At 40.2% G+C, this 24616-nt stretch carries 27 protein-coding genes and 1 riboswitch; all 27 genes read left to right on the forward strand.

The genetic code is table 11. The features are described from left to right. Positions 1-7 precede the first annotated feature (7 nt). The 27 genes from FLM47_RS04450 to FLM47_RS04580 all read left to right on the forward strand — a co-directional run bounded on the left by FLM47_RS04450 (position 8) and on the right by FLM47_RS04580 (position 24610). Positions 8-1117, forward strand: coding sequence for a flagellar basal body P-ring protein FlgI (locus FLM47_RS04450; protein ID WP_010391158.1), 1110 nt, complete (start codon positions 8-10; stop codon positions 1115-1117). 11 nt (positions 1118-1128) lie between these two features. Further along, a complete protein-coding gene (locus FLM47_RS04455; protein WP_055011657.1) occupies positions 1129-1590 on the forward strand; it encodes a rod-binding protein in 462 nt (153 codons plus the stop codon). Positions 1591-1596: 6 nt separating this feature from the next. Then, the gene (gene flgK / locus FLM47_RS04460; RefSeq protein WP_178955410.1) at positions 1597-2904 is read left to right on the forward strand and encodes a flagellar hook-associated protein FlgK; all 1308 of its coding nucleotides are present in this window, start codon (positions 1597-1599) and stop codon (positions 2902-2904) included. Between the two features lie 11 nt (positions 2905-2915). Beyond that, positions 2916-3812 carry a flagellar hook-associated protein FlgL gene (flgL, locus tag FLM47_RS04465; protein WP_178955412.1) on the forward strand — a complete coding sequence of 299 codons (897 nt, stop codon included), beginning with the start codon at positions 2916-2918 and terminating at the stop codon, positions 3810-3812. Between the two features lie 27 nt (positions 3813-3839). Then, positions 3840-4865 carry a flagellin gene (locus FLM47_RS04470; RefSeq protein ID WP_178955414.1) on the forward strand — a complete coding sequence of 342 codons (1026 nt, stop codon included), beginning with the start codon at positions 3840-3842 and terminating at the stop codon, positions 4863-4865. 175 nt (positions 4866-5040) lie between these two features. Continuing rightward, the gene (locus FLM47_RS04475) at positions 5041-5958 is read left to right on the forward strand and encodes a flagellin (RefSeq protein WP_178955416.1); all 918 of its coding nucleotides are present in this window, start codon (positions 5041-5043) and stop codon (positions 5956-5958) included. 291 nt (positions 5959-6249) lie between these two features. Further along, positions 6250-7098 (forward strand): flagellin, encoded by an 849-nt coding sequence (locus FLM47_RS04480; protein WP_178955418.1) that lies wholly within the window; start codon positions 6250-6252, stop codon positions 7096-7098. 292 nt (positions 7099-7390) lie between these two features. Then, complete coding sequence (locus tag FLM47_RS04485; protein WP_178955420.1) at positions 7391-8317, forward strand: flagellin; 927 nt, start codon at positions 7391-7393, stop codon at positions 8315-8317. A 123-nt stretch (positions 8318-8440) separates the two neighbouring features. After that, positions 8441-9739, forward strand: a complete 1299-nt coding sequence (fliD, locus tag FLM47_RS04490; RefSeq protein WP_178955422.1) for a flagellar filament capping protein FliD — start codon at positions 8441-8443, stop codon at positions 9737-9739. Between the two features lie 6 nt (positions 9740-9745). Beyond that, complete coding sequence (gene fliS, locus FLM47_RS04495; RefSeq protein WP_138607562.1) at positions 9746-10132, forward strand: flagellar export chaperone FliS; 387 nt, start codon at positions 9746-9748, stop codon at positions 10130-10132. A 227-nt stretch (positions 10133-10359) separates the two neighbouring features. Then, complete coding sequence (locus FLM47_RS04500; protein WP_178955424.1) at positions 10360-10695, forward strand: hypothetical protein; 336 nt, start codon at positions 10360-10362, stop codon at positions 10693-10695. After that, positions 10692-11981: a flagellar hook-length control protein FliK gene (locus FLM47_RS04505; RefSeq protein WP_178955426.1), complete on the forward strand. Its 1290-nt coding sequence runs from the start codon at positions 10692-10694 to the stop codon at positions 11979-11981. Before FLM47_RS04500 ends, FLM47_RS04505 begins: the two co-directional genes overlap by 4 nt. A gap of 25 nt (positions 11982-12006) precedes the next feature. After that, positions 12007-12438 (forward strand): flagellar basal body-associated FliL family protein, encoded by a 432-nt coding sequence (locus FLM47_RS04510; protein WP_138607568.1) that lies wholly within the window; start codon positions 12007-12009, stop codon positions 12436-12438. 9 nt (positions 12439-12447) lie between these two features. Further along, positions 12448-13170: a FliA/WhiG family RNA polymerase sigma factor gene (locus FLM47_RS04515; RefSeq protein WP_178955428.1), complete on the forward strand. Its 723-nt coding sequence runs from the start codon at positions 12448-12450 to the stop codon at positions 13168-13170. A 17-nt stretch (positions 13171-13187) separates the two neighbouring features. Continuing rightward, a complete protein-coding gene (gene motA, locus FLM47_RS04520; RefSeq protein WP_010391179.1) occupies positions 13188-14051 on the forward strand; it encodes a flagellar motor stator protein MotA in 864 nt (287 codons plus the stop codon). 2 nt (positions 14052-14053) lie between these two features. Next, a complete protein-coding gene (locus tag FLM47_RS04525) occupies positions 14054-15049 on the forward strand; it encodes a flagellar motor protein MotB (RefSeq protein WP_218651585.1) in 996 nt (331 codons plus the stop codon). Continuing rightward, positions 15042-15446 (forward strand): PilZ domain-containing protein, encoded by a 405-nt coding sequence (locus tag FLM47_RS04530; protein WP_138607576.1) that lies wholly within the window; start codon positions 15042-15044, stop codon positions 15444-15446. The genes FLM47_RS04525 and FLM47_RS04530 overlap by 8 nt, the downstream gene beginning before the upstream one ends. A 28-nt stretch (positions 15447-15474) precedes the next feature. Further along, positions 15475-16380 (forward strand): FliM/FliN family flagellar motor switch protein, encoded by a 906-nt coding sequence (locus tag FLM47_RS04535; RefSeq protein ID WP_178955430.1) that lies wholly within the window; start codon positions 15475-15477, stop codon positions 16378-16380. A gap of 3 nt (positions 16381-16383) precedes the next feature. Then, positions 16384-16716: a FliM/FliN family flagellar motor switch protein gene (locus tag FLM47_RS04540; protein ID WP_055011667.1), complete on the forward strand. Its 333-nt coding sequence runs from the start codon at positions 16384-16386 to the stop codon at positions 16714-16716. A 4-nt stretch (positions 16717-16720) separates the two neighbouring features. Continuing rightward, positions 16721-17473, forward strand: a complete 753-nt coding sequence (fliP, locus tag FLM47_RS04545; RefSeq protein ID WP_075170636.1) for a flagellar type III secretion system pore protein FliP — start codon at positions 16721-16723, stop codon at positions 17471-17473. Beyond that, on the forward strand, positions 17470-17739 hold the full coding sequence (locus tag FLM47_RS04550; RefSeq protein ID WP_138607580.1) for a flagellar biosynthetic protein FliQ: 270 nt from the start codon (positions 17470-17472) through the stop codon (positions 17737-17739). Before fliP ends, FLM47_RS04550 begins: the two co-directional genes overlap by 4 nt. Further along, a complete protein-coding gene (gene fliR, locus FLM47_RS04555) occupies positions 17736-18515 on the forward strand; it encodes a flagellar biosynthetic protein FliR (protein WP_055011669.1) in 780 nt (259 codons plus the stop codon). The genes FLM47_RS04550 and fliR overlap by 4 nt, the downstream gene beginning before the upstream one ends. A gap of 4 nt (positions 18516-18519) precedes the next feature. After that, positions 18520-19650 carry a flagellar biosynthesis protein FlhB gene (gene flhB / locus FLM47_RS04560; protein ID WP_138607584.1) on the forward strand — a complete coding sequence of 377 codons (1131 nt, stop codon included), beginning with the start codon at positions 18520-18522 and terminating at the stop codon, positions 19648-19650. Between the two features lie 16 nt (positions 19651-19666). Beyond that, positions 19667-21742, forward strand: coding sequence for a flagellar biosynthesis protein FlhA (gene flhA, locus FLM47_RS04565; protein ID WP_010391191.1), 2076 nt, complete (start codon positions 19667-19669; stop codon positions 21740-21742). A gap of 140 nt (positions 21743-21882) precedes the next feature. Then, positions 21883-21965: riboswitch (cyclic di-GMP riboswitch) on the forward strand. A gap of 97 nt (positions 21966-22062) precedes the next feature. Further along, positions 22063-22935, forward strand: coding sequence for an OmpA family protein (locus FLM47_RS04570; protein ID WP_178955432.1), 873 nt, complete (start codon positions 22063-22065; stop codon positions 22933-22935). A 20-nt stretch (positions 22936-22955) separates the two neighbouring features. Continuing rightward, complete coding sequence (locus tag FLM47_RS04575; protein WP_178955434.1) at positions 22956-24269, forward strand: sigma-54 dependent transcriptional regulator; 1314 nt, start codon at positions 22956-22958, stop codon at positions 24267-24269. A 17-nt stretch (positions 24270-24286) separates the two neighbouring features. Further along, the gene (locus tag FLM47_RS04580) at positions 24287-24610 is read left to right on the forward strand and encodes a flagellar hook-basal body complex protein FliE (protein ID WP_010391195.1); all 324 of its coding nucleotides are present in this window, start codon (positions 24287-24289) and stop codon (positions 24608-24610) included. Positions 24611-24616: the final 6 nt, after the last annotated feature.

Raw genomic sequence — 24616 nt, forward strand, 5'->3', positions numbered from 1 at the left:
GGTTTTAATGAAATATTTACTATTAATGCTAGTGTGCTTTTTTAGCCTATTAGCGCCTGCAACTGTGACCGCCAAAGCACGTCCATTATTAGATATTGTTGATGTGCTAGGCGTGCGAGAAAACCAACTCGTGGGTTACGGTTTAGTAGTGGGCTTGCCGGGGTCTGGTGATAAAGCCCAAGTAAAATTTGCCGGCCAATCGCTAAGTAATATGCTAAAGCAATTTGGTGTCTCTGTAGATGAAGAGCGATTACCAAAATCAAAAAATATAGCGGCTGTTGCTGTCCATGCTACGTTGCCGCCTATGGGAAGCCCAGGCCAAGCGATTGATGTAACTGTGAACTCATTGGGTGATGCAAAAAGCTTACATGGTGGCAGCTTAATGTTGACCCCGTTAAAAGGGGTTGATGGCAAAGTGTATGCGCTAGCACAAGGTAATTTAGTGGTGGGCGGCATTAATGCTAGCGGTAAAAGTGGCTCCTCGGTGACTGTTAATGTGCCTACTTCAGGGCTTATTCCTAATGGTGCAATTATTGAGCGCAGTGTTATGGCTATGTATGAAAGTCAAAGCGATGTAATTCTTAATTTAAAAGATCCAAATTATCAAACTGCCCGCAATGTTGTACGTGCTATCAATAAAGTATTTGGGCCTGATGTAGCTACTGCTGAAAACTGGGCGCGCTTAGTGGTTAGTGCGCCAAGCGATGCCAATAGTCGCAACACGTTTATGTCGATGCTACAAGATATTACTGTAGAGCAAGGTTCTGAGCGCCCAAAAATTGTATTTAATAGCCGCACAGGTACTGTCGTAATGAACAATACAGTGCGAGTTAATCAGGCTGCGGTTAACCATGGCAATTTAACCATTACCATAAGTGAACAAGAGCAAGTGTCGCAACCAGGGCCGTTTTCAAATGGCCAAACTACGACCACGCAATCAAGTGATATCACGGTAGATCAACAACAAAAAAATATGCTGTTGTGGCCTGAAGGCACCTCATTAGATGAAATTGTAAAAGCGGTAAATGCACTTGGCGCAACGCCAGCCGAGCTTATGTCGATATTAATTGCACTTGATAATGCTGGGGCTCTAGAAGCCGAGCTATTAGTTATTTAAAGGAAATAGCCATGAAAATAGAGTCATCAACCCAATTATCTCAGTCATTAGCGATAGACCCCACTCATCTAGAAAATATTACCGGCAACAGTGAAGCTGGCGTTAAACAGGCAGCAGAGCAGTTTGAAGCCATTTTTTTACAGCTGGTATTAAAAAGTATGGATAGCACCACCAAAACTATGGCCGGTGACAATGGTTTTTTTAATAGTAACGAGCAAGCGCAATTTAGAGATATGCATAATGCTCAAACCGCGCAGCATTTAGCGTCAACTCATCAACTGGGTCTAGCCGAAGCGATTGTTAAGCAGTTTGATGAGAAAATTGCCCCCATAGAAAATACATTTAAGAATAGCCAAAGCTTGGTCGCTAATGATCAACATAAAGGTGCTGAAAGCGTTGAGCCAACCCAAAGCTATGATATTTATGCGGGGTCGGCATTTGTTCAGCCATTGAATGCTAATACGATTAGGTAGTTAATTATGTCTATGTTAAATAACGCGTTAAGCGGTCTCAATGCGGCTAATATTGCGCTGACTGTGTCAGGGCAAAATGTGGCGAATGCAGCCGTTGAAGGTTACTCGCGTCAGCAAGCTCAATTTAAAACCTCTAATGTATATTTAGGTGGGGTTGAGGTGGCATCGGTTGATCGGGTTGTTGACGCCTTTTTAAATGACGATATTTGGCGTACTAATTCCGATACCAATTTTTATGAAAACAAACAGTCATACCTAGGCTTTATTGAGCAAATAATTGGTACCGACTCGTTAAACTTAAATAACTCCCTTGCAAGCCTTACCAATGCATTAAATGCAGCGACGACCAAGCCAGACTCACAGGCTTTTAGACAGCAGTTTTTGTCCTCAGTTGAAGGGCTTATGCAAGATTTTGCGCAGATTAATGGCGCACTGGCTGGCCAAGAAACTAAACTCAATGCGCAAATGAGCAATGTGGCACTAAGTGTGTCATCGATTACGAAACAGATAGCCGAAATCAACAGCAGTATTGGGGTAGCAACAGCGAATAATCAATCAACCGCAGAGCAAAAAGACAATCGCGAGCGCTTAGTAAACCAGTTATCAGGGCATATTGGTGTATCTATTGTTGAACGAAATAATGGCTTTATTGATATTAGTACCTCAAGTGGTGCCCCGTTAGTAGTAGGCAGTAAAGCTGCATCAATCTCGGTCAGTGGTACAACAGTCACCAGTGAATTTATTGGCCAGAAATTTACTCTTGATAAAAATGTTGGTGGCCAATTTGGTGGCTTAATAAGCGTTGATAATGATGTAATAAAACCAACTCTTGCAACCTTAAACAGCTTAGTTTCCGACCTTGCTGATGATATGAATGGTGCATTACAAAGCGGTTTTGATTTAAATAACGACCCTGGTGAAGCATTGTTTACTTACAACCCATTAAACCCATTAGGGACGATCGAGATAAACCCTGTTATCACTTCCGATAAGCTTGGTTTTAAAGACAGTAGTACTTCCGGGCCTGGTGATAATTCAAACATTGCTAATATCGTTACCTCAATGGCAGGAAAAGGCGATAAATTTACGTTATTAGTGGGTGAACTGGCAATTACTAGTAAGCAAAATTTAAGTAGTATCTCTACCGCTACGAGTTTAAGTGAAAATGCCATCGCAGCGCGTGATAGCTTTAGTGGTGTAAACCTTGATGAAGAGGCGGCAAGCTTAATGCATTTTCAGCAAATGTATAGTGCCAATGCCAAAGTGATCAGCACTGCCGATCAAATGTTTAAATCTTTACTGCAAATGTTTTAAGGGGCAATGTTATGCGAGTAAGTAGTCATCAGCTTCATTTAAATTCAATAAAAAACATCCAAATTAATACTGAAAATTTTAACGAAAAGTCGACTCAATTAGCAACCAATAAGCGTATTCTTAAGCCGTCTGATGATCCACTTGGCACTGTGATGATTATGAATTTAGGTTCAGAAATTAAATCGCTAGAGCAATACAAAACCAATATGGACGCAGTTAACTTTTCACTGGGTCAACAAGAAGTACAATTGACTGGTATTGTTAACCAAATATATTCCTTACAGAGTTTACTTACTACCGCAGCTGATGATTCGATGGGTGAGGCAGAAATTAAAGCGCTTGGTCAAGAAATGAGAGTGGCTTTTCCTGCGATTGTTGATTTACTTAATGCAACAGATAGCGACGGAAAGTATTACTTTTCGGGCAGCAAAACGGATGAACAACCATTTCAAATCGATGCCACGGGTAATTACGTTTATACCGGTGACGATATTGTCAGAGAAGTTGCTGTATCTGATGACTCAAGTGTAAAAAATAATATTGTGGGTGATGATTTAGACCCAGGTGCCGGCTTTTTAAATGCCATGCAAGACTATCTTGTTGATGTAAATAATCCACCGGCAGGTGGCGTTGGCAATCAATCACGGGTGATGATAGATAAATTAGCAGACTTTCTAGGTACTATTAGTAGCCAAGTGACTACAATTGGTTCTACTATGGCGTCGCTTGATTCTATTACTACCAGTAATCAAGATATCACTACGTTTACGGTGAATTTACAGGATGATTTAAGTGCTGTAGATTACCCTGAAGCGTTTATCTCGATGAAAGAGTCAATGGCGGCGTATGAGTCATCGATGCAGGTTTACTCAACAGTAAGCAAACTTTCATTGTTTTCATACATTTAAAAATTATAATATTTTCAGGAACTAACTATGCTGGTTAAAAGTAGCGAAAAGGCACAAGCAATTGACTTGGTTAATACCAATAAATCGGATGCACTCGTTACATCAACAAAAGATTCTGCTAACAATTTGTGGAAAAACAAAATTGTTGCCAGAGAGGAGCAAGTTAAAGTACTGACTGATTGGGCACAGCGTGGGGCGCTTAGTCAAGCCTTGGCTAGAGCCGAGCAAAGTGAAAGCACAATACGAAATTTGTATATGGGACTTGAAAAGTTAGCACAACAATTAAACACTCAGGCAGCTAACTCTCAGCCACAACCTATGCAACAACAAAAGATTAAAGTTCAAATAGCGTCATTACAAAATGTCGCAAGTAAAAAAGGCTCAGGGCTTGATTCTCAACTAAAAATAACCGACCCAAATCGTGCTATTAGCAAACAGCTTAATGCCAATATAGACCTGCTTAGCGCGCGTCCACATGAAGAAAGTATCCAGTTAGTAATGGGGCGTTCGGGTAAATCATTAAGTTTAAAACTACCTGCCTATCAAGACGAAAAAACCAATTTAACTGCTATTCAAAATGCGTTTGCACCACATCATATAAACGTTGAGCTCAACCGTGAAAACCGCCTGCTTTTTAGTGCGCAAAAAGATAATGCGGCTCCACTTTTAGAACCTTGGGTAATGAGTGGTCAAGGTGTACGTGTTGCGGCGGGTAACCCGATTTCGTTGCAGCTTAATGATTTAGATAATCCACTAAATGAACTTGCTAAAGTAGCAGACAAAAATGCCAGTATTGCACAGCACCGCGAACAAATTCAAAGTGCACAGCGCCATTTAAAGGCCAACTTAATAAAAATTCAGGCACAAAAGCAACAGTTGCAAAGCCAGCTAGATCAACTCGATGCTGCTCGTACCTTAGCCAATACAGATGAATTGCTTGCTGTAAGTTTAGGGGTTAAACAGCACATGCAAAGCCCAGGGGTAAATAGTGTGGCTGCAATTATGTCACAAGCAAACATAACTCGTAACATGGTGCAATACTCACTAAATTAACGGTCAGTTAATTTAAATTTAATGTCATCTTTTTCATTATCGCCTGTAATTTAAGGGCTAACTTTAATAATTAGAAAAATGTTTATCTTTTCTCATAATTGGTCGCTCTTAGTTATTAGAAAGTGATTTAGCTCCACTAATTACTTTAACTACAACTTCAAAGAGGAAACTAAACATGGCTCTATCAATTCAATCGAATATGGCTTCAATGTCAATTCAAAACCAGCTTGGTCGCAGCAACAACGATTTATCAACAGCGCTTGAGCGTTTAGGTTCTGGTTTTAAAATTAACTCTGCAAAAGATGACGCAGCGGGTCTGCAAATCGCATCACGCTTAAACGCACAAGTACGCGGCCAAGAAGCAGCACTTTATAATTCAAACAATGCCATGTCGATGATGCAAACAGCGGAAGGCGCGTTTGATGAAATGACTAATATTGCTTACCGCATGAAAGAGCTAGCAACACAGGCTGCCAATGGTACAAATGGTGATGATGAATATACAGCGATAAGTTCTGAGTATGTTGCTTTGACTGCTGAATTAAATAGTATTATGGATAATACGTCATTTGGTGGAACAGCATTATTTAATGCAGACGCAGCATTGGCAGCAGATAAAGGTAAATTTGCTACAGCAGTTACGTTTCAAGTAGGTTCAAGTACAGCAGAAACATTGTCAGTTGATATCGGTGCTACTTTGTATGTTGATGGTACGGCTACAGATAAATCAGTTCAAGGAACTATTAATCAGTTGGGGGCTAGGGCCTCAACAGGAGCTACGCCATCAGGTAATGGTCGTATTGATAACCAAGCAGATGCAAAGGCTCAGCTTGATTTTGTTGATACGTTAGTTGATTCAATTGGCACGGCCCGCTCAGCCCTAGGTGCATCAATGAATCGTCTTGATCATACCATGAATAACGTAACGAACATGAAAGAAAATACTCAAGCGGCAGCGTCTACACTGATGGATGCTGATTTTGCTGCTGAAACATCTAATATGACTAAGCAACAGTTGCTTATGAACTCAGGTATTTCTGTACTTAGTACTGCTAACAGCACAACACAAATGATTGGTTCACTTCTTCGTTAATAGCTTAACGATAGGTTACATAAACCGAGTAATCGATTAAAAAATACCAAAACAGCTGCATCTTTGATGCGGCTGTTTTTGTTTAGATAGAGCTCGGATAAAAATAAAAAAGGTTACTCAGCCTTTTTAAAAGCTGCATCTAGTTTGGTAGCTATGTAATTATTTCGGCTGTATTAATAAATAAAATCAAAATAAAGTTTAGTTTTTTCTTAATGTGGTCGCTCTTAATGATTAGTCACTTCTATTTATACTTTGTGTGTAAATAGGTTTAAAACATAAAGGAAATTAAGCATGGCTTTATCAATTCAATCAAATATGGCTTCAATGTCAATTCAAAACCAGCTTGGTCGTAGCAACAACGATTTATCAACAGCGCTTGAGCGTTTAGGGTCTGGTTTTAAAATTAACTCTGCAAAAGATGACGCAGCGGGTCTACAAATCGCATCACGCTTAAACGCACAAGTACGCGGCCAAGAAGCAGCGCTTTATAATTCAAATAATGCAATGTCTATGCTGCAAACAGCGGAAGGTGCGTTTGATGAAATGACTAACATTGCTTACCGCATGAAAGAGTTAGCGACCCAAGGTGCCAATGGTACAAATGGTGCGGATGAGTACACAGCAATGAAGTCTGAGTTTGTTGCTTTAGAAGCTGAGCTTAAAAGTATTATGGACAACACTAGCTTTGGTGGTACTAAATTACTAGATGCTACTGCAGGTAAATTTGATGTTGGCGCTGTATCGTTCCAAGTAGGTTCATCAACAGCTGAAACACTTTCAGTTGATGTTAGTACAGCAGTACAGGATATTAACACAAGTGTTGCTACTGCAGGCACCATCGGTGACCTAGATGATGCGACGAATTCATCAGCAGCAATTACTGGTATTGATACTTTTATTAAAAATATTGGTACTGCGCGCTCAGCACTAGGTGCATCAATGAACCGCCTTGAACATACTATGAACAACGTAACCAACATGAAAGAAAACACCCAAGCAGCGGCTTCTACACTGATGGATGCTGATTTTGCTGCTGAAACATCTAATATGACTAAGCAACAGTTGCTTATGAACTCAGGTATTTCTGTACTTAGTACTGCTAACAGCACAACACAAATGATTGGTTCACTTCTTCGTTAATAGCTTAACGATAGGTTACATAAACCGAGTAATCGATTAAAAAATACCAAAACAGCTGCATCTTTGATGCGGCTGTTTTTGTTTAGATAGAGCTCGGATAAAAATAAAAAAGGTTACTCAGCCTTTTTTTAAAGCTGCATCTAGTTTGGTAGCTATGTAATTATTTCGGCTGTATTAATAAATAAAATCAAAATAAAGTTTAGTTTTTTTTAGGCATGGTCGCTCTTAATGATTAGTCACTTCTATTTATACTTTGTGTGTAAATAGGTTTAAAACATAAAGGAAATTAAGCATGGCTTTATCAATTCAATCAAATATGGCTTCAATGTCAATTCAAAACCAGCTTGGTCGTAGCAACAACGATTTATCAACAGCGCTTGAGCGTTTAGGGTCTGGTTTTAAAATTAACTCTGCAAAAGATGACGCAGCGGGTCTGCAAATCGCATCACGCTTAAACGCACAAGTACGTGGCCAAGAAGCAGCGCTTTATAACTCAAATAATGCAATGTCGATGATGCAAACAGCGGAAGGCGCGTTTGATGAAATGACTAACATTGCCTACCGCATGAAAGAGCTAGCAACACAAGCTGCCAATGGTACAAATGGTGCGGATGAATTTACAGCTATGAATTCGGAATATGTAGCACTAGGTGATGAGCTTGCGAGTATTATGCAAAACACCAGCTTTGGTGGGACTGCTTTATTCGCAATCGCTGCTACTGCAAATGATGGTACAGCAGCCGATAAACGTGTTACCGCAGAGGTTATTGCCGCTGATACAGGGAAATTTGAAGCCGCAGCAGGCGTAACTTTTCAAGTGGGCTCGTCAACTGCTGAAACGTTAAGTGTCGGTATTGCAACAGAAATTGCAAGTTTGCATGCATCTGTTGGTACTGCTGCTGCAGATCAGACGGCTCTAGGTGTACTTGATACTCAGGCAAATGCCCTGTTAGCTATGGCTGAAGTGGATACACTTGTTGAAAATATCGGCACAGCACGTTCAGCACTAGGTGCGTCAATGAATCGTCTTGACCATACTATGAATAACGTAACCAACATGAAAGAAAATACTCAAGCGGCAGCGTCTACACTGATGGATGCTGATTTTGCGGCAGAAACGTCTAACATGACTAAGCAACAGTTACTTATGAACTCAGGTATTTCCGTATTGAGTACTGCTAACAGTACAACACAAATGATTGGTTCACTACTTCGTTAATAGTGATAGATCAATTAAGTATGCATAGCTACATCTAAGATGTAGCTATTATTGTTTATAGTCATAAGTAAAAATGTTTAACCTAGATTTTTTTGCTTATAACTAAAATGCCTGGAGAATAAAATGAGTGCTGCATTAGGGATTAATCCTGGTCAACTAGCTAGTCAATATACGCAAATTGAGCGAGCTTCAAAAGATCAGCTTTTAAATACTAAAAATGCTGATTTCACTAACAAAATAAAAGCGTTAGATGGGCTAAAAAGCAGTATAACTAGCTTTCACAGTGATTTAAAAGCGAGTTTAAAATCAGAAACGAGTTTGTTTACTAACAGTACTGCCGTTAGTGATGAAACAACATTGAATGTAGTCGCAAATGGTGATGCTGCTAGCGGAAATTATGATATTTTTGTTGAGCAGCTAGCACAAGCGCATCAAGTTGCACTCAGTTTCGATCCTACAAAAGCATTGAGCACTGATGGCGAATTAAATATTGATTTAGCTGGAGAGTCCTTTTCGGTTGATTTATCTACTTTAGACGCAGATGCTAAACTCAGTGATTTAGCCAATGCCATTAATAGCCATGCAGATAATAGTGGTGTAAAAGCAACATTAATGCGCTCTGGTAGTGAAACATTTTTAGTCATGACGAGTGAAGATTCAGGTGTTGCAAATCAGATATCGTTAAATTATATGCCTGGCTTAGATGCTAATGGTACAGATATAACAAATGCTATAGCTAACCAAACAGAGCTAACTAATGGCCAAGACTCAATTATTAAGCTTGGTGCAAGTTCAGCTTTAACGATTACCTCTACAACGAACACGCTTGAGGATGTTATTGATGGAGTAACATTAACATTGACAAAGGCGCAAAATATTGGGGATACACCGATTCGTGTTGGGGTTGCACAAGATCAGGAAGCAAGTAAGTCTAATATTCAGGGTTTTGTAGATAAGTTTAATAGTTTAGTCAATGGCATTACTTCTAACGATAATTTAAAGCGCGATAGCTTAGCAAGTGGGCTTGCTCGCTCAATGCGAAACGACTTTCAAGGCACCTTTGAGGGAAAGACGCTCTATTCTGTTGGAATTGAGTTTGATCGTAACGGTAGCTTAAAAATTAATAGCGAACGTTTAGAAGCAGCAATGACCAATGATCCTGAAAAATTAACTAGAATGTTAACAGGTGAAGATGGGTTAATGGCTAAATTAGAAAAACGAGTAGAGCCATACACAAAAAGCTATGGCTTAATGAGCGATAAAAAAGATACATTACAATCAAGCTTGGATATTATTGTTAGGCAGCAAAAAAACCATGAAGTGTCTATGGAGCAAGTGTATCAACGTTACTTGTCGCAGTTTACACAAATGCAACAGACTATTGCGCAATTAGAATCTACAATGGGTCAATTTGGGAGCTAAACATAGATGTTAGATTTAAATGATGGCTTTTCAGCCTATAAAAGTACATCAGTAGATGCAAAAGCGGCCAGTGCCGATATTCATAAATTAGTTTTGATGTTATTTGATGGTTTTTCAGATGAGCTTGAAAAAGTCACTGGCCACATAAAACAAAAAAGATACGATAAAAAAGCAGAAAGTATTGAAAAGCTGATGCGTATTTTAGGCGGGCTTGAGGCCTCATTGGATCTTGAAAAGGGCGGTGAGGTAGCGCAAAACATGCAAAACCTTTATCAGCATTGTGGGCAAGCATTATTACAAGCCAGTATGAAGAATGACTTGAGCTATATTGACTCCACCCGTGTAGTGATGACCAACTTGCAAGAAGGGTGGCAAGGCTTAGGCACACAGTAAACGTTTAAAAGCCAGCTACCCATAGCTGGCTTTTTTATTTTAAATTCAGCTGCTTTTTAAACTTCCTCTATTACCTAAGTGACCATCCTACTGCTAATTCATGACAGATTACTTCCTTCCTAGGGGGAAGTTCCGCTTCCGCTTTTTACTGCTTTTATTTAATTTAACGTTAAAAAACAAAGGTTTAATCTTGGCTTGCTTTTTGCTAAATGAAATGTGAACTTATAATGAATTTAGTATTGCCAATGGAACACTCTCAAAAATACGCAGCGCAAAAAATGGAACAATTACTTAGTGCTATGGAAAATGCTATCCATGAGAGTAATTGGTATCAAGTTAAAGCAGCCGATAAGCAGTTACTTGCACTTTACACACAGTTACAAAGCATGCCTTGGTTTAGTTCAATGGTAGCTGAACAAAATAACTTAAAAGCACGTTATGTTGACTTAATTGACCTTGTGGGCCAAAAGCAAGCGGCCATTAAAGTACAAATGCAGCGCCATCAAGAGGATAAAGAGGGCTTAATGGCTTATAAAAAAGTACAACAAGGACAGTCGTTATGAGTATTCAAACAAGTACAATGGTGTCAAAGGCTGACTTTGGCAGTGTTGCTAATAAGCAAAGCATATTAAAAAGCAGCTCACCAGCAGATGCGCAAGAACAACAGAACGAGCTTGTGCCATTTTCGCTTTCTTCAAAGCAGCAGCAAGCAAAACAGCAAAAATTGCATGTTGAGCAACCTCGCGAGAGCTCAGAACAGCTAGCTCAAGAAGAAGTCACTGAAGAATTGGATGAAATAATAAATCCATACTTTTTTAGCACCGCTAATTATAACCTCGATAACAATAAAAAAAACGCGCCTGTTATGACTATACTTAACCCAAATAATAACCTTTTAGTTGATATCGACACTGTAGTAGTGGAAACACCACCAGTACAGCTTGTTATTGATGAGCAGTTAAAGAGTAAGCCTTTAGAGACTCAGCACGAAGTCAGCATTGTAGCTCAAGAGCCCGCTAAAACTGCGCTCGCACAAAATACGACTGTGCATAGTGATGCTTTAACTGTGCCTGCTGCAGCTATAAACGTAGCGCCAGCGGATACACTCGTTAATAAAGAATTAAACACACTCGATTTAGCCAAAACACCACAAACATTGTATTCACAAGCGCTTTTGAACCGATTAAATCAACCATCAGTAATGTCGAACACTTATGGACAAGCGCAGTCAAGTAGCTTAACCAGTGAGCAAATATCCACACAACCGAGTATTGGGCTCAGTAAACTCGAGCTTGCTGCGCTGTCACAAAATCCGCAATCGAAAATATTTAATGCTGAAAGCCGTGAAGGTAGCAGTCAAAAATCAGCATTAGTGAGTGCTTTCTCATCTGCCGCCACCGCACCAGAAACCTTTGAGTGGCAAAAAGAGAAATTAAAAGAGGCACCTAGTGAATGGGGGCAGCGCTTATTACATGTACTTGGCGATAAGGTAAAATTGCAAATAGGGCAGCAGCTACAGCGGGCGCAAATTAGATTAGACCCTCCTAACCTCGGCAGTATTGAAATATCTATCAATATAGAAGGGGATAAAACTTCAGTCAGTTTAATTACGAGTAATACGCAGGTAAGAGATGCCATCGCGCAAACTTTAGAGCAGTTACGCCAGTCTTTGTCGCAAAATTCGAATACCACAGTTGATGTTAATTTGAGTGATAAACAGCAGCAATCTCATCACCAAAATGACAATGACGACATTGCAAGTAATCACACTGAGATGCCTGTACAGGATGATGACAGCAACACTCGCGCATCTAAGCTGCAATCAGACTCGTTAGATTTATTAGTATAACTACCTTGGATTAAGAGAGATAAAAGTGAAAAAAATAATAATAGCCCTAACTGTAATTGTACTTATTGCGTCTGCATTTTTTGCGGGACAGTTTTTTAACGGCAGTGACTCATCAGAAGAAGGCCCGCAAGCCGATATAACAAAGGTTGAATATCATCAAATGGAGCGCTTCATTATAAGCGTATCAGAAGGGTCAGTTGCGCGTTATTTAGTGCTCGACTTAGTACTTGTAACTTCGCCGTCTATTTTCAATACAGGGACAGAAGCGATGGAGCCGCTAGTGAGAAATGTACTCGTAAAACAGTTTGCTAATATGAGCCACAGCCAAGTAAAAGAAGCTTTTAAAGATATCGATGCAATTCAAAAAGATTTACTCGAGCAGTTTAATGTGGTTTTAGCAAATGCGGTTTCAGTTCGATTAGATAACGTACTCGTTACGAACGTCTTCATTCAATAGGTCATCGCTATGATGCTGCAAGAAGAGTGGGGTGAGTTAATAACAGAACCACCAGTCACCTTTACACCACAAAAAGAGACGCAACTATTATCGCAGTACGCTTACTTGGTTAATCGGGCGGCTGCACACATGCGCACTCAAGTGGGCATTATTGTCGATAGTGATGATATTTACCAAATAGGCATTATTGCGCTGCTTTCGTCTATTCGTCGCTATGGCCGGGATTTAGATGAGAAATTTGCTGCATTTGCGTTTAAGCGTATTCGTGGTGCTATGTTAGATGAATTTAGGCGTGTCGATTGGCGCCCTCGCCAGTTGCGGCAGCAGTCTCATCAGCTTCGTGATATGAGCCGTTCATTGCAAAAAAAGCTTGGTCGTGATGCAACAGACACCGAAATGTGTGAGGCGTTAGGGATTAGCCATAAAGAGCTTATTCAGCTGCATTACAGTGAGCAAGCTGAAGCATTTGATAGCCTTGAAGCGCTATTGGAGGCTAATCCTAACTTAGCACTTACCTGTGCACATACACACGAAAAAGAAGAGACAGCAGCCACCCTCAAAGTGGCGATGAGCAAACTAAATACCCGAGAAAAGCTGCTCTTACAATTATATTACATGCACGAAATGAATATGAAAGAAATAGCATTAACGCTCGATTTAACCGAGGCACGTGTTTGCCAACTTCATAAACAAGCACTTGAAGCGCTCACACAAACGCTTCAAAAAATCTAATACCTAAGGAATAAAGAATGCAAAGAGTTATAGGTTTAATAGTAGTACTTGCAACAGTATTAGGTGGTTTTGCGTTTGCGGGCGGCAACATCGCCACTATGTGGCAGCCATACGAGTTTTTAATTATTTTTGGCGCAGGCTTAGGGGCGCTAATTGTGGGTAATTCAAAATATGTACTGACAGAAATGTTATCGCAATTAAAGTATCAATTTATTAGTGGTAAAGGAACCGATACGTCTGAGCTTTACCATGACTTACTACTGGTTATTTACTCTTTATTAGATTTAGCCAGAGTGAAAGGTATAAAGGGATTGGATGAGCATGTTGAAAACCCAGAAACTAGTTCTATTTTTCTTGCTTACCCAAAGGTGTATGAGTTCCCTCAGCTAGTAACTTTTATTTGCGATAACTTGCGTTTATTTAGTATGGGAAAAATCAACTCGCATGACTTTGATGCCATGTTAGAGCAAGAGATTTACACCATTGAAGAACAGCGTCTTAAGCCTTCTCATTCACTGGCTAATATAGCTGAAGCTATGCCTGGTTTTGGTATTTTAGCAGCGGTTGGCGGCATTATTATTACTATGCAGCACCTTGATGGACCTTTAAGTGAAATTGGCTACCATGTAGCCGCGGCGTTGGTGGGTACTTTTATTGGTATTTTTGCTTGTTACTGTTTAATTGCACCGCTTGCCTCAGCGATGGAGCAGTATGTAAAAAAACAAGTGGCGATGTTTGAGTGTGTGCGTGCCATGTTAGTGGCGCATGCTAAAGGGCATGTGCCTATTGTGGCGACTGACTCAGGCAGAAAATTAATTAATGAAGAAATTAAACCGACCTTTACCACCATGGAAGAGTGGATCACTAACAAGGCGGCTTAATAATGGAAAACAAAAATCAAGAAATCATCATCAAACGCTCACGTCGAAGAGCAACCGAAAAGCCTCATGGTGGTGCTTGGAAGGTTGCCTTTGCCGATTTTACTTTGGCGATGATGGCGTTTTTTATGGTGATGTGGATTATGGCGATTACCAATGAATCAGAGCGTGAAGAAATAGCACACTACATGCGAACTCACTCAATTTTTGATGGTGGCCCCGCTATTTTTGACCCTCAAAATAGCCCATTCCCCGTTGATTTAGGGGGTTCTCCTTCAGTAATTAAACACCTAGAGTCTGGAATTACGCCTCCGGACTCTCCAAAACCTGGAATGAGTGAAGTATTACAAGTGCCCGATGGCACCGTTGAGCCTAAAGCTGGGCAAGGCGAGAAGTTAAACTCAGCGATTGATAGCCAATTTGAAGCTTCATCTGAGCTGAGCTTATTACTGGAAAGTATTGAGGAACTTAGTAAAGAAGAGTTACTAAAAAATAACTTACTAGTTGAAGAAGTGCCCCTGGGGCTAAGAGTGATCATTAGAGACGACAAGCATCATCAAATGTTTGAACGCTCAAAGTCGCAAATGACCCCATTTTTTGAAGATCTGTTTCTATACCTTGGCGGCTTAGTTAAAGACATTAACAACAAAATTATTATTTCTGGGCACAGCGATGCCAGCTTATTTGTTGATGGCAGCTCTCGTAATTGGGACATTTCTGGCGATAGAGCGCAGCAAGCAAGAAAAGTAATGACTATGGGCGGAATGCCATCAAGTCAGGTGCTTCAAGTAAATGCGTTTTCATCAAATCGGCCAATTAATAAAGAAAATAAGAAAGCCAGCGAAAACAGACGTGTTGAACTGCTGATCTTAACTAAAGATGCGCAGGATAAATTTAACCAATTATTTGATGATAGCAACATTAACAATCCGATAAAAAAAGCGGCTGGTGCGGCAACGGCTAACAAACCCGTGCTACGTCTTGAAGAGAATTATGAGTAACCAACCAGACACTAAACGAAGTTACAAAAGATGGAACTTAAACCTCAAAGATAATTACGAGCCTGAGTCAGTTCAGCTTGGCGGAGTAGGCGTGCAGTTATTACGCCGTTGTTTTATTGATATTTCACTATGCCATGGTGTGGCAAAAGATATTAGCGTGGGCGGTGTGGGTTTATTAGTGCCTGCTGAAAAGACGATCCCCAATAAAATTATTGTGGTGTTTGATAAAACTAATCGATTGGCAGGCAAGGTGATGTATCGTCGTGCAGTGAGTGAAAAATTAATGTTTTTAGGGGTTGAGTGGATAAGCAAAAATGAGCGCTTACGCAGCGATATTGTTAATCGTTTACAGTTACAAGCCCAATTGAAAAAAGCCAAAAAGACGAGCATAAGCTGAATATAAATGAATCAGGAAAAACAGTGGTATGAGTAAAACGTTAAACGCTAAAACAAAGCTAATTAAAGCGAAAAATTCTGAGCATATTACTCCATTTGCACTCACGCTTGAGCAAAGAGCATATGAACAAGCACAACAAAAAGCAGCGCACATAAACGTTAATATTCGTAAAACTTTGGAGTTAGAGCTAGCCCAATTGTTTAACGACAGCCGTTTTGATGTCGAAATTTCGCCTTGTTCGCATTCGGTTATTAACAGTTGGTTTAAAGAATCCCCAAGGATATTTCTTGCCTGTCCTTTATTTGCGCCTACTCAAGGTGAGGCCTATTTAGCGCTTGATTATCAAAGTGCATATAAAACAGCGGATTTATGCTTAGGTGGGCAATTTAATAATGTTAACAGCACAGAGCAAGTCTCTGACGAGGTGAATAACGAATTAAGCTCAACAGAAAGCCGTATTTGTGGTCGTTTACTACAGCGCCAAGTGCAGGGCATTCAAGGCTTATTATTTAGAGAACGCTCAGCGTTATTAGGTGAGATACAAAAATCTCATACCTTACCTGAAGCATTACAATACTTAGCCTTTAAAGTGCGGTTTATATTAGAAAACCAAGTAATAAGTTGGTTTTTATGGCTGCCAATTAGCTTTTTTTGCGCAGCTGATAGCGAGCAAGATTTTGCAAATAGTAACACACTCAATACTGATATGTGGGCACAGTTTGCGGTGCAAGGTCAGATTGAAATGGCAAAGAAAAAAGTCACTTTAAAGCAATTAAAAGCTTGTGTGGCCGGCGGTGTATTACCCATTGAACTTAACGAAGCAGCGCTATTTAACCTAGGCCATAAACAAATATTTAAAGGCCAAGTCGTTGAGCAAGAGACTGGCTTAGCATTTCAAATTACACAATTATCAAATAATACAACGAGTAACTAAATTATGAACGAGAACCTTGATAGCGCCTTAGCGGGCTTAGAGCTTGATGCTTTTGATGGATTTGATGACAAATCTGCTGATAAAACTAATGAAGGGAATATGTCATTTTTTCAAGATGTTCCTTTACTCGTCACTCTTGAAGTAGCAAGTACTGAAATTACCTTAGGCGAGCTTAGTCAAGCCAAAGAAGGCGATGTGCTTAAGCTAGACAAAGTAGCTGGTGAAGCGCTTGATGTAAAAGTGAATGGGGTATTTTTTGCTAAAGCAGAAGTGGTAATGGTTGAAGGGCAGTATGGTTTGAAATTTGCTCAAACAGATACCGCAAAGGATCAGTAAACAAATGAATAAACGCGTAATTTTTAAAGTTAGCCTACTGTTAATCATGTTGTTTTTACCAAGCTGGCTAAATGCAGAAGAACTTACGCTGTTTTCTCTAAAAGATACGGCCGACGGACAAGACTACAGCGTTAAACTGCAAATACTCTTATTAATGACGGTATTGAGTTTATTGCCTGCGCTACTGATGGTTTTAACGTCGTTTACCAGAATCATCATTGTATTGGCGATTTTGCGCCAAGCTATGGGGTTACAACAAAGCCCGCCGAATAAAATTTTAATTGGCATCTCACTGATGCTCACTATGTTGATTATGCGACCAGTTTGGCAAGACATTTATCAAAACGCGTATACGCCTTTTCAGCAGCAAACCATAGGATTAGAGGAAGCTTTACTCACCGCAGAAAAGCCTTTGCGTGCTTTTATGCTCAGACAAACTCGCGAAAGTGAATTACGCCAAGTGTTATTAATAGCCAATGAGCCAACCACTCTCACCGCGCAAGAGATTCCGTTTGAAGTGTTAATGCCTGCGTTTGTATTAAGTGAGCTCACAACGGCCTTTCAAATTGGCTTTATGTTATTTATTCCTTTTTTAATCATTGATTTAGTTGTTAGTAGTGTGCTGATGTCTATGGGTATGATGATGCTATCACCGCTGATCATCAGCTTACCGTTTAAGCTCATGGTATTTGTACTTGCCGATGGCTGGTCAATGATAGCAGGTACGCTGGCAGCAACATTTGGAATGTCACCATGACCCCAGAAATGTCGGTAGAGCTTATTTCAAGCGCAGTTTACACCATCATAAAACTGATTTTAGTCTTAATTGTGCCGGGTTTAATACTTGGTATTGTGGTGGCTATTATTCAAGGTGCGACCTCTATTCAAGAGCAAACCCTAACGTTCTTACCGCGTATGTTATTAACCTTATTAATGGTGGTATTTGCGGGACATTGGATGCTACAAATTATGATTGATTGGTTTGATAAGCTCAAATTTATGTTACCTGGGGTATTTGGTTGAGCTCATTACTCTCTTTAACGTCTACTGATTTAGTTAGCTGGATGGGCACGCTTTGGTGGCCATTTGTACGTTTTTCTGCACTTTTATGGTCTATGCCGGTATTTGACAATCCGGCGGTAACGCCACGCTCTCGTATTTTAGTGTCTATGATGTTGGCTTTTTTAGTTGCTCCGCAGTTACCACTTGCACCTGCTATTGACTTGTTTTCTTTAGATGCCGCCATCTTAACCTTCGAACAAATTATTTTTGGGGTAATGATGGGGTTATCGCTGCGTATTTTGTTTGAAGTAATGGCAATGATAGGGCTGATCTTATCCATGCAGATGGGCTTATCAATGGCGCTTGTTATGGACCCCGGCAGTGGTAACCAAGTGGCATTATTGGGACAGTTATTTTGGATTATGTGTGCATTACTGTTTTTTGCCGCAGATGGTCACTTAATAACTTTGCAGGTTATGGTAGAGAGCTTTCATAGCTTTCCGATTGGTCGCAGTATTTATGAGTTTGATATTCAGGCGATTATTATGTTGTTTGCGTGGATGTTTTCCTCTGCATTATTGCTGTCGCTACCAGGGATAGTCGCCATGTTATTGGTTAACTTAACTTTTGGTGTAGCAAGTAGGGCGGCGCCGTCATTAAATATTTTTGTATTGGGTTTCCCTATGTCGCTATTGATGGGGTTTTTCTGCGTATTTATGACCTTAGAGTACACAGGAAGTGCGTTTTCAAGGCTAACGTATCATGTGCTAACAACCTTTGCACAAGCGATGAGGTAGCGGTATGTCTGAAAATAGCTCGCAAGAAAAAACAGAACAACCCACAGAGAAACGGCTAAAAAAAGCCAAAGAAGACGGCCAAGTCGCGCGCTCAAAAGAGCTCAATACCGCTATTTTATTAATGGTTAGTATTGCTGGGTTATTGTGGTTTGCCAATTTATTTTACAGCTTATTTGTAAACTTAATGAACAGTACTATGGTGCTGGATCACTCTATTATTAATAATAAAAAAATGATGCCCATCGCGTTGGGTGACGCCATTATGAATATGCTATCGACTCTCACGCCGTTTTTATTATTAAGCTTTTGCGCAATGTGGATCACTGGGTGTTTACCTGGTGGGTTTGTGTTTTCAAAAAAACTCGTGGCGCTAAAAATGAGCAAGCTCAACCCACTAACCGGGTTAGGCAAAATGTTTGGTAAACAGTCGTTAGTAGAGCTACTTAAATCAATACTAAAAATAACCTTACTGGCGATTTGCTTATATACCTTTTTAACTAAGCTGTGGATGCAGCTGATGGTATTACAAAACTTAGATATAAAAGTGGCGATAGGCCAAGGCATTGAGTTGTTATTTTTATCGTTAATGATCACGGTAACTTTACTACTTTTTATTGCAGTTATTGATGTGCCTTTTCAGCAAAAACAGATTGCTGATAAAATAAAAATGACCCACCAAGAAGTAAAAGAAGAGCGTAAATCTTCAGATGGTAGCCCTGAGATAAAAAATAAAATTCGGCAAATACAATATCAGCAATCGAATAGAAAAATTGAAGAGCGTGTTCCCACTGCTGATGTGATTGTCACTAATCCTACTCATTATGCTGTGGCAATAAAGTACAGTGAAGAAGCGGCTAAAGCCCCTTATGTTGTCGCTAAAGGCGTAGATGAAATGGCGCTGAGAATACGCGAAGTCGCCCGCATGAATAACAAAGAAATTATAGAGATCCCCGCATTAGCACGGGCTATTTACTTTTCGACTCGGGTCGACCAAGAAGTGCCCAACGGCTTATACAGTGCGGTTGCCTATGTACTGACCTATGTATTGCAATTAAAAGCATACAAGCAAGGGCGAGGACAAGCACCCGCCGCATTGCCTGAATTAACAATCCCTAAAAACTTACAGAAACCTTAGATGTTGGAGTTATAATTTGAACTGGCGCAGTTTTACTCAACCTTATACCGCTATTCCTATTTTGCTGTTAGCTGTTTTGTCGATGGTTATTTTGCCATTACCAGGATGGTTATTAGATGCATTATTTACCTTCAACATTGTATTGTCGGTGATTGTATTGTTGGTCGCTGTGTCTACTAAAAAGCCACTCGATTTTTCTGTATTTCCGACTATTTTGTTAGTCGCTACCTTGATGCGTTTAACCCTAAATATTGCCTCAACACGTGTGGTGTTACTGCATGGCCATGAAGGCTCAGATGTGGCAGGTCGCGTTATTCAGGCCTTTGGTGAAGTGGTTATAGGCGGTAACTACGTCGTTGGTATTGTGGTGTTTGTTATTTTAATGGTGATTAACTTTGTGGTTATTACCAAAGGCGGTGAGCGTATTTCTGAGGTGGCTGCACGCTTTACTCTAGATGCCATGCCCGGTAAACAAATGGCAATTGACGCCGATTTAAATGCCGGATTAATTGGCCCTGAGCAAGCAAAAGAGCGACGCAGTACTATAGCCCAAGAGGCCGATTTTTATGGCTCTATGGATGGCGCCTCTAAGTTTGTGCGCGGTGATGCCATTGCCGGTTTAATTATATTAGTGATCAACCTGTTGGGCGGTGTATCAATAGGTGCTTTCCAACATGGTTTAAGTTTAGCCGAAGCGTTCCAACGTTTTGCGCTGTTAACTATAGGTGATGGCTTAGTTGCGCAAATTCCTTCGTTATTACTCGCGGTTGCTGCGGCAATTATTGTTACGCGTATGAACGATGAAGGCGATGTAAGTGAAGCAGTAGGTAAGCAGTTACTTGCCTCTCCGCGTGTTATTTTTACTGCTGCATTAATTATGGTTACGCTTGGTATTGTGCCAGGTATGCCCACTGTCGCCTTTTTAGGGTTTGCCGCGCCATTATTTTATGTTGCTTGGCGATTACAACGCTCTCTCCCCGATAACTCTTTAATTGAAGCCGAACAAATGACCGACACCATTTTAAGTGAGCAACAGGCTAACTTAGAATGGGGAGATATTTCTCATGTTGATAAGTTGTCGGTTGAGCTTGGCTTTCGTTTGGTTTATTTGGCCGATAAAGACAAAGGGGAAGAGCTGGTAAAAACCTTAAGAGGTGTGCGTAAAAATCTTTCTGAGCAACTTGGATTTTTATTACCGGAGATCAGAATAAAAGATAACCTAAAATTAAATCCACAAGAATACAAAGTAAACTTAGCCGGTGTGCCTGTTGCAAGTGCTAATGTAAACGCCAAAGAGTTACTCGCGTTAAATACCGGTGATGTATACGGCAGCTTAGATGGTGAATTAACCACTGATCCTGCTTATGGGCTTGAGGCCGTTTGGATAAAAGATGACAGCAAAACCCAAGCATTAAATATGGGTTACTCTGTGGTTGATTTAGGCACCATTATTGCTACTCATACCGGCAAAGTGATCAAAGAACATTTAGATGAGTTATTTAGTTATGAAGACGTACAAAAGCTAAATGAACGGCTAAAAGAAATCTCACCTAGCTTAGCCGAAACCTTCGAAAAAGCATTACCGACTAATTTACAGCTAAAAGTGATTCGTTTACTACTAAAAGAACACATAAGTATTAAAGACATAGTCACTATTGCCGGCACATTAATAGACAGCGTAGAGGTAACTAAAGATCCAATTTTGCTGGTTTCAGACGTACGCTGTGCACTGCAAAAAGTATTGGTAAAACAGGTGATGGGTAATCGTGATGAACTCAGTGCTTACAGCCTAGATGAAAAGCTAGAAAGCACTTTACAAAGCTCACTTGATCAAGCCATGCAGGCGGGCAAAGTAGTACTAGATAGTTTTGCGGTAGATCCTAATTTACTGGGGCAATTTCAACGCACCATGCCGATGATAGTCGAAGACATGAAATCAAGAGGTGTAACACCAACATTAATTGTGGTTCCACAGCTAAGACCGCTGCTGGCACGTTATGCTAAAACTTTTACTAAAGGCAGCTTAGTCGTTCTTTCTTATAATGAAATTCCAGATACTATCCGCGTAGATATACTCGGTTCGTTAGGATAAATAGTTGTAAATGTAGTGTAAAATGAATTGACTATGAATTTTATAGAGTAATGTTTGCATTTAGTGATATTTAGCTATAGTCTACTGTTTTTATTGTACATAATTACTAGTTTTTATGTTGGTTTAAAATAATGCATAAGTAAATTAAACGGCAAACTATGCGAAAGCATAGGACGCAAAGCTCCCAGTCTAAGGCAATCGCTACGATCGTGGGGTTACATTAACTTAGTGATATTCATTAATACTGTGTTTGTATTTGTTGTATTTCGCTATTGATTTAAAAAACTTAATTGTTCTATTTAACTTTATACGGAATATACATGAATAGATTAACTCAGCTTATTAAATTTGCATTGCCCTGTGTTGTGTTTGTGTTGCCGCAGGGGCACGCATCAGAGCAAAATCTGGTGCAAAGCTACGAAAACTCCACCTGGTCAGTCAGTAGCAACCCGTTTGCTTGCTCTCTCAAGCAGCGCTTTGATAATTATGCGCTACTTGAAGTGAAATCAGTACCTGCACAACAGCAACAACTTGTATTTACTTGGCTTTTACAAGATAAACCGATAAAAAGTTTGCATGTTCTCTCTCGTAAAGCCGATTGGCAGCCAGCAAATACAGTTCTCACGCCGTTAAACTTTATGTCTAAAGATATTAAAGACAATGAAATACAATTTTCTGCAGATATGACCCCATTACTTCGCGTTATTAAGCAGGGCGGTTGGTTAGACAGCATTATAAACTTTGGTGATGAACAACTTCGCCTTACCTTTACTAATACCCATAGCGATAAAATAGTTGCAGATTATCAGCAGTGTTTAGCTAGTTTATCTCCGCTTTCTTGGGAGCAAGCACGCGACCATCAATTACAGTTTGCTAGTGGGCAGCGCACAGTAACAACGGCTAAAGATCTTAAATTTTTAAAAGATTTAGTGCGTTACATCTCTTTAGACAGCCGTGTAAGTAAAGTACTGGTTGATGGCCACACGGATAATACGGGCTCGCCGCTATCAAATCGGCTGCTTTCAAAAGAAAGAGCAGATGACGTTGCTGCCAGACTCATTGAATTTGGTTTACCAAAAGACATGTTAGAAGTAAGAGCGCATGGTCAACGTTATCCCATTATAAAAAATTCAGAGCAGGGCGCATCGTCTAATCGCCGTGTTTTAGTTCGTCTTTTCCGACACTCAAGTTAATTGCACCGCAAAGGAATAATATGAGTCAAAGATACCTTTTATGGATCAGTGAACAACAGCCAACGTCTGAAATTCAGCAGGTTGTATTTGCCGAAAACTTTAAGTTTCTGCATACAAACTCCATCAGCGATGCGGTTAGTCACTGCCTTACCAGTAAGCCAGAGCTTGTGTTTGTTGATGCAGATACTCAACAGCTCGAACTGGTTGAATTAGTAAAATTACTGCGTAAGACATGCCCCACTTCGCAAATTGTGACGTTAGTCGATTCTTCACAAAGTGAAATTGCTTCAAAAACAATTAATGCCGGTGGCGCAGTTGATTATTTATTAAAACCTTTCTTTGCAGAACAGCTTAAAAAAACAATCAGAAACACTGATTCAATGAAGCATGGGTTTGAAGATTTAATCGCTGCTTCAACTAAGTCACAGCAAGTACTTCGTTTGGCTAATCGCGCAGCTCAAACCGCCGCAGGGGTGTTGATCACCGGCGAATCGGGAACAGGTAAAGAGAAGTTAGCGCACTTTATTCATAAAGCTTCAGAGCGTAGAGATAAGCCATTTATTGCGGTTAACTGTGCCGCTATTCCTGAAAATATGCTTGAAGCCATGTTATTTGGTTTTAATAAAGGCGCGTTTACCGGCGCGGTGAATGCTCAGCCAGGTAAATTTGAGCTGGCCAATGGCGGTACTATTTTACTTGATGAAATTACTGAGCTGCCATTGGAACTTCAAGCTAAATTACTGCGCGTATTACAAGAGCGAGAAGTTGAAAGACTCGGCAGTCATCAAAAAATAAGTTTAGACATTCGCATTATTGCCGCCTCTAACCGCGTATTGCGTGAACAAGTTGAGCAAGGCGCTTTTCGTGAAGACTTATTTTATCGATTAGATGTATTACCGCTTAGTTGGCCTGCACTTCGGGATCGTATTGATGACATCATCCCATTGGCACATCACTTTATAAAAAAATACGGCAGCTCTGAATTCCACATTAGCAAGCAAGCCGAAGATGTGATGCTTTGTTACAACTGGCCGGGCAATGTACGAGAAATTGAAAACGTAATCCAACGAGCTTTAGTGATGGCCAGAGGCGTTGAAATTCAGGTTGAAGATTTAAATTTACCAGCATGCTCACCAGTGGCAGTCGATTTCTGTGCTTCTCAGTTAAAAGAGAATAAAAAGCAGGCGGAGTTTGATTATATATACAGTTTATTGAGTCGATTTAAAGGGCATCGCACCCAAACTGCACAGGCGCTTGGCGTAACTACCCGAGCATTAAGATACAAAATTGCCGCTATGCGTGAATGCGGTATTGATATTGATGCAATTGCATAATTTGAAGGAAAAAAAGAATGTCGCCAATTGAAAGTCAACAAATGATGCTGGGCAAAATGATGGACATGCAAAAAATTGCAGGTCCAGAGAGTATAGAGCCGGCTGCTATCAGTAATCAAAATGTAAATATTAGTGAAGATTTTAAGCATGTTATTCGCTCTATCAACGCCCAACAAAATATTGCCGGTGAGATGGTTAAAGCCGTTGATACTGGTGAAAGTGAAGATGTGGTAGGCGCAATGATCGCTAGTCAAAAAGCGGGGCTTAGTTTTTCTATGCTGATGGAAATGCGCAATAAAGTGCTCAATGGCATTGATGATGTCATGCGCATGTCACTGTAGAGGCTG

This window comes from Pseudoalteromonas sp. Scap06 (assembly GCF_013394165.1).
In the GTDB taxonomy this organism is placed as follows: Bacteria; Pseudomonadota; Gammaproteobacteria; order Enterobacterales; family Alteromonadaceae; genus Pseudoalteromonas.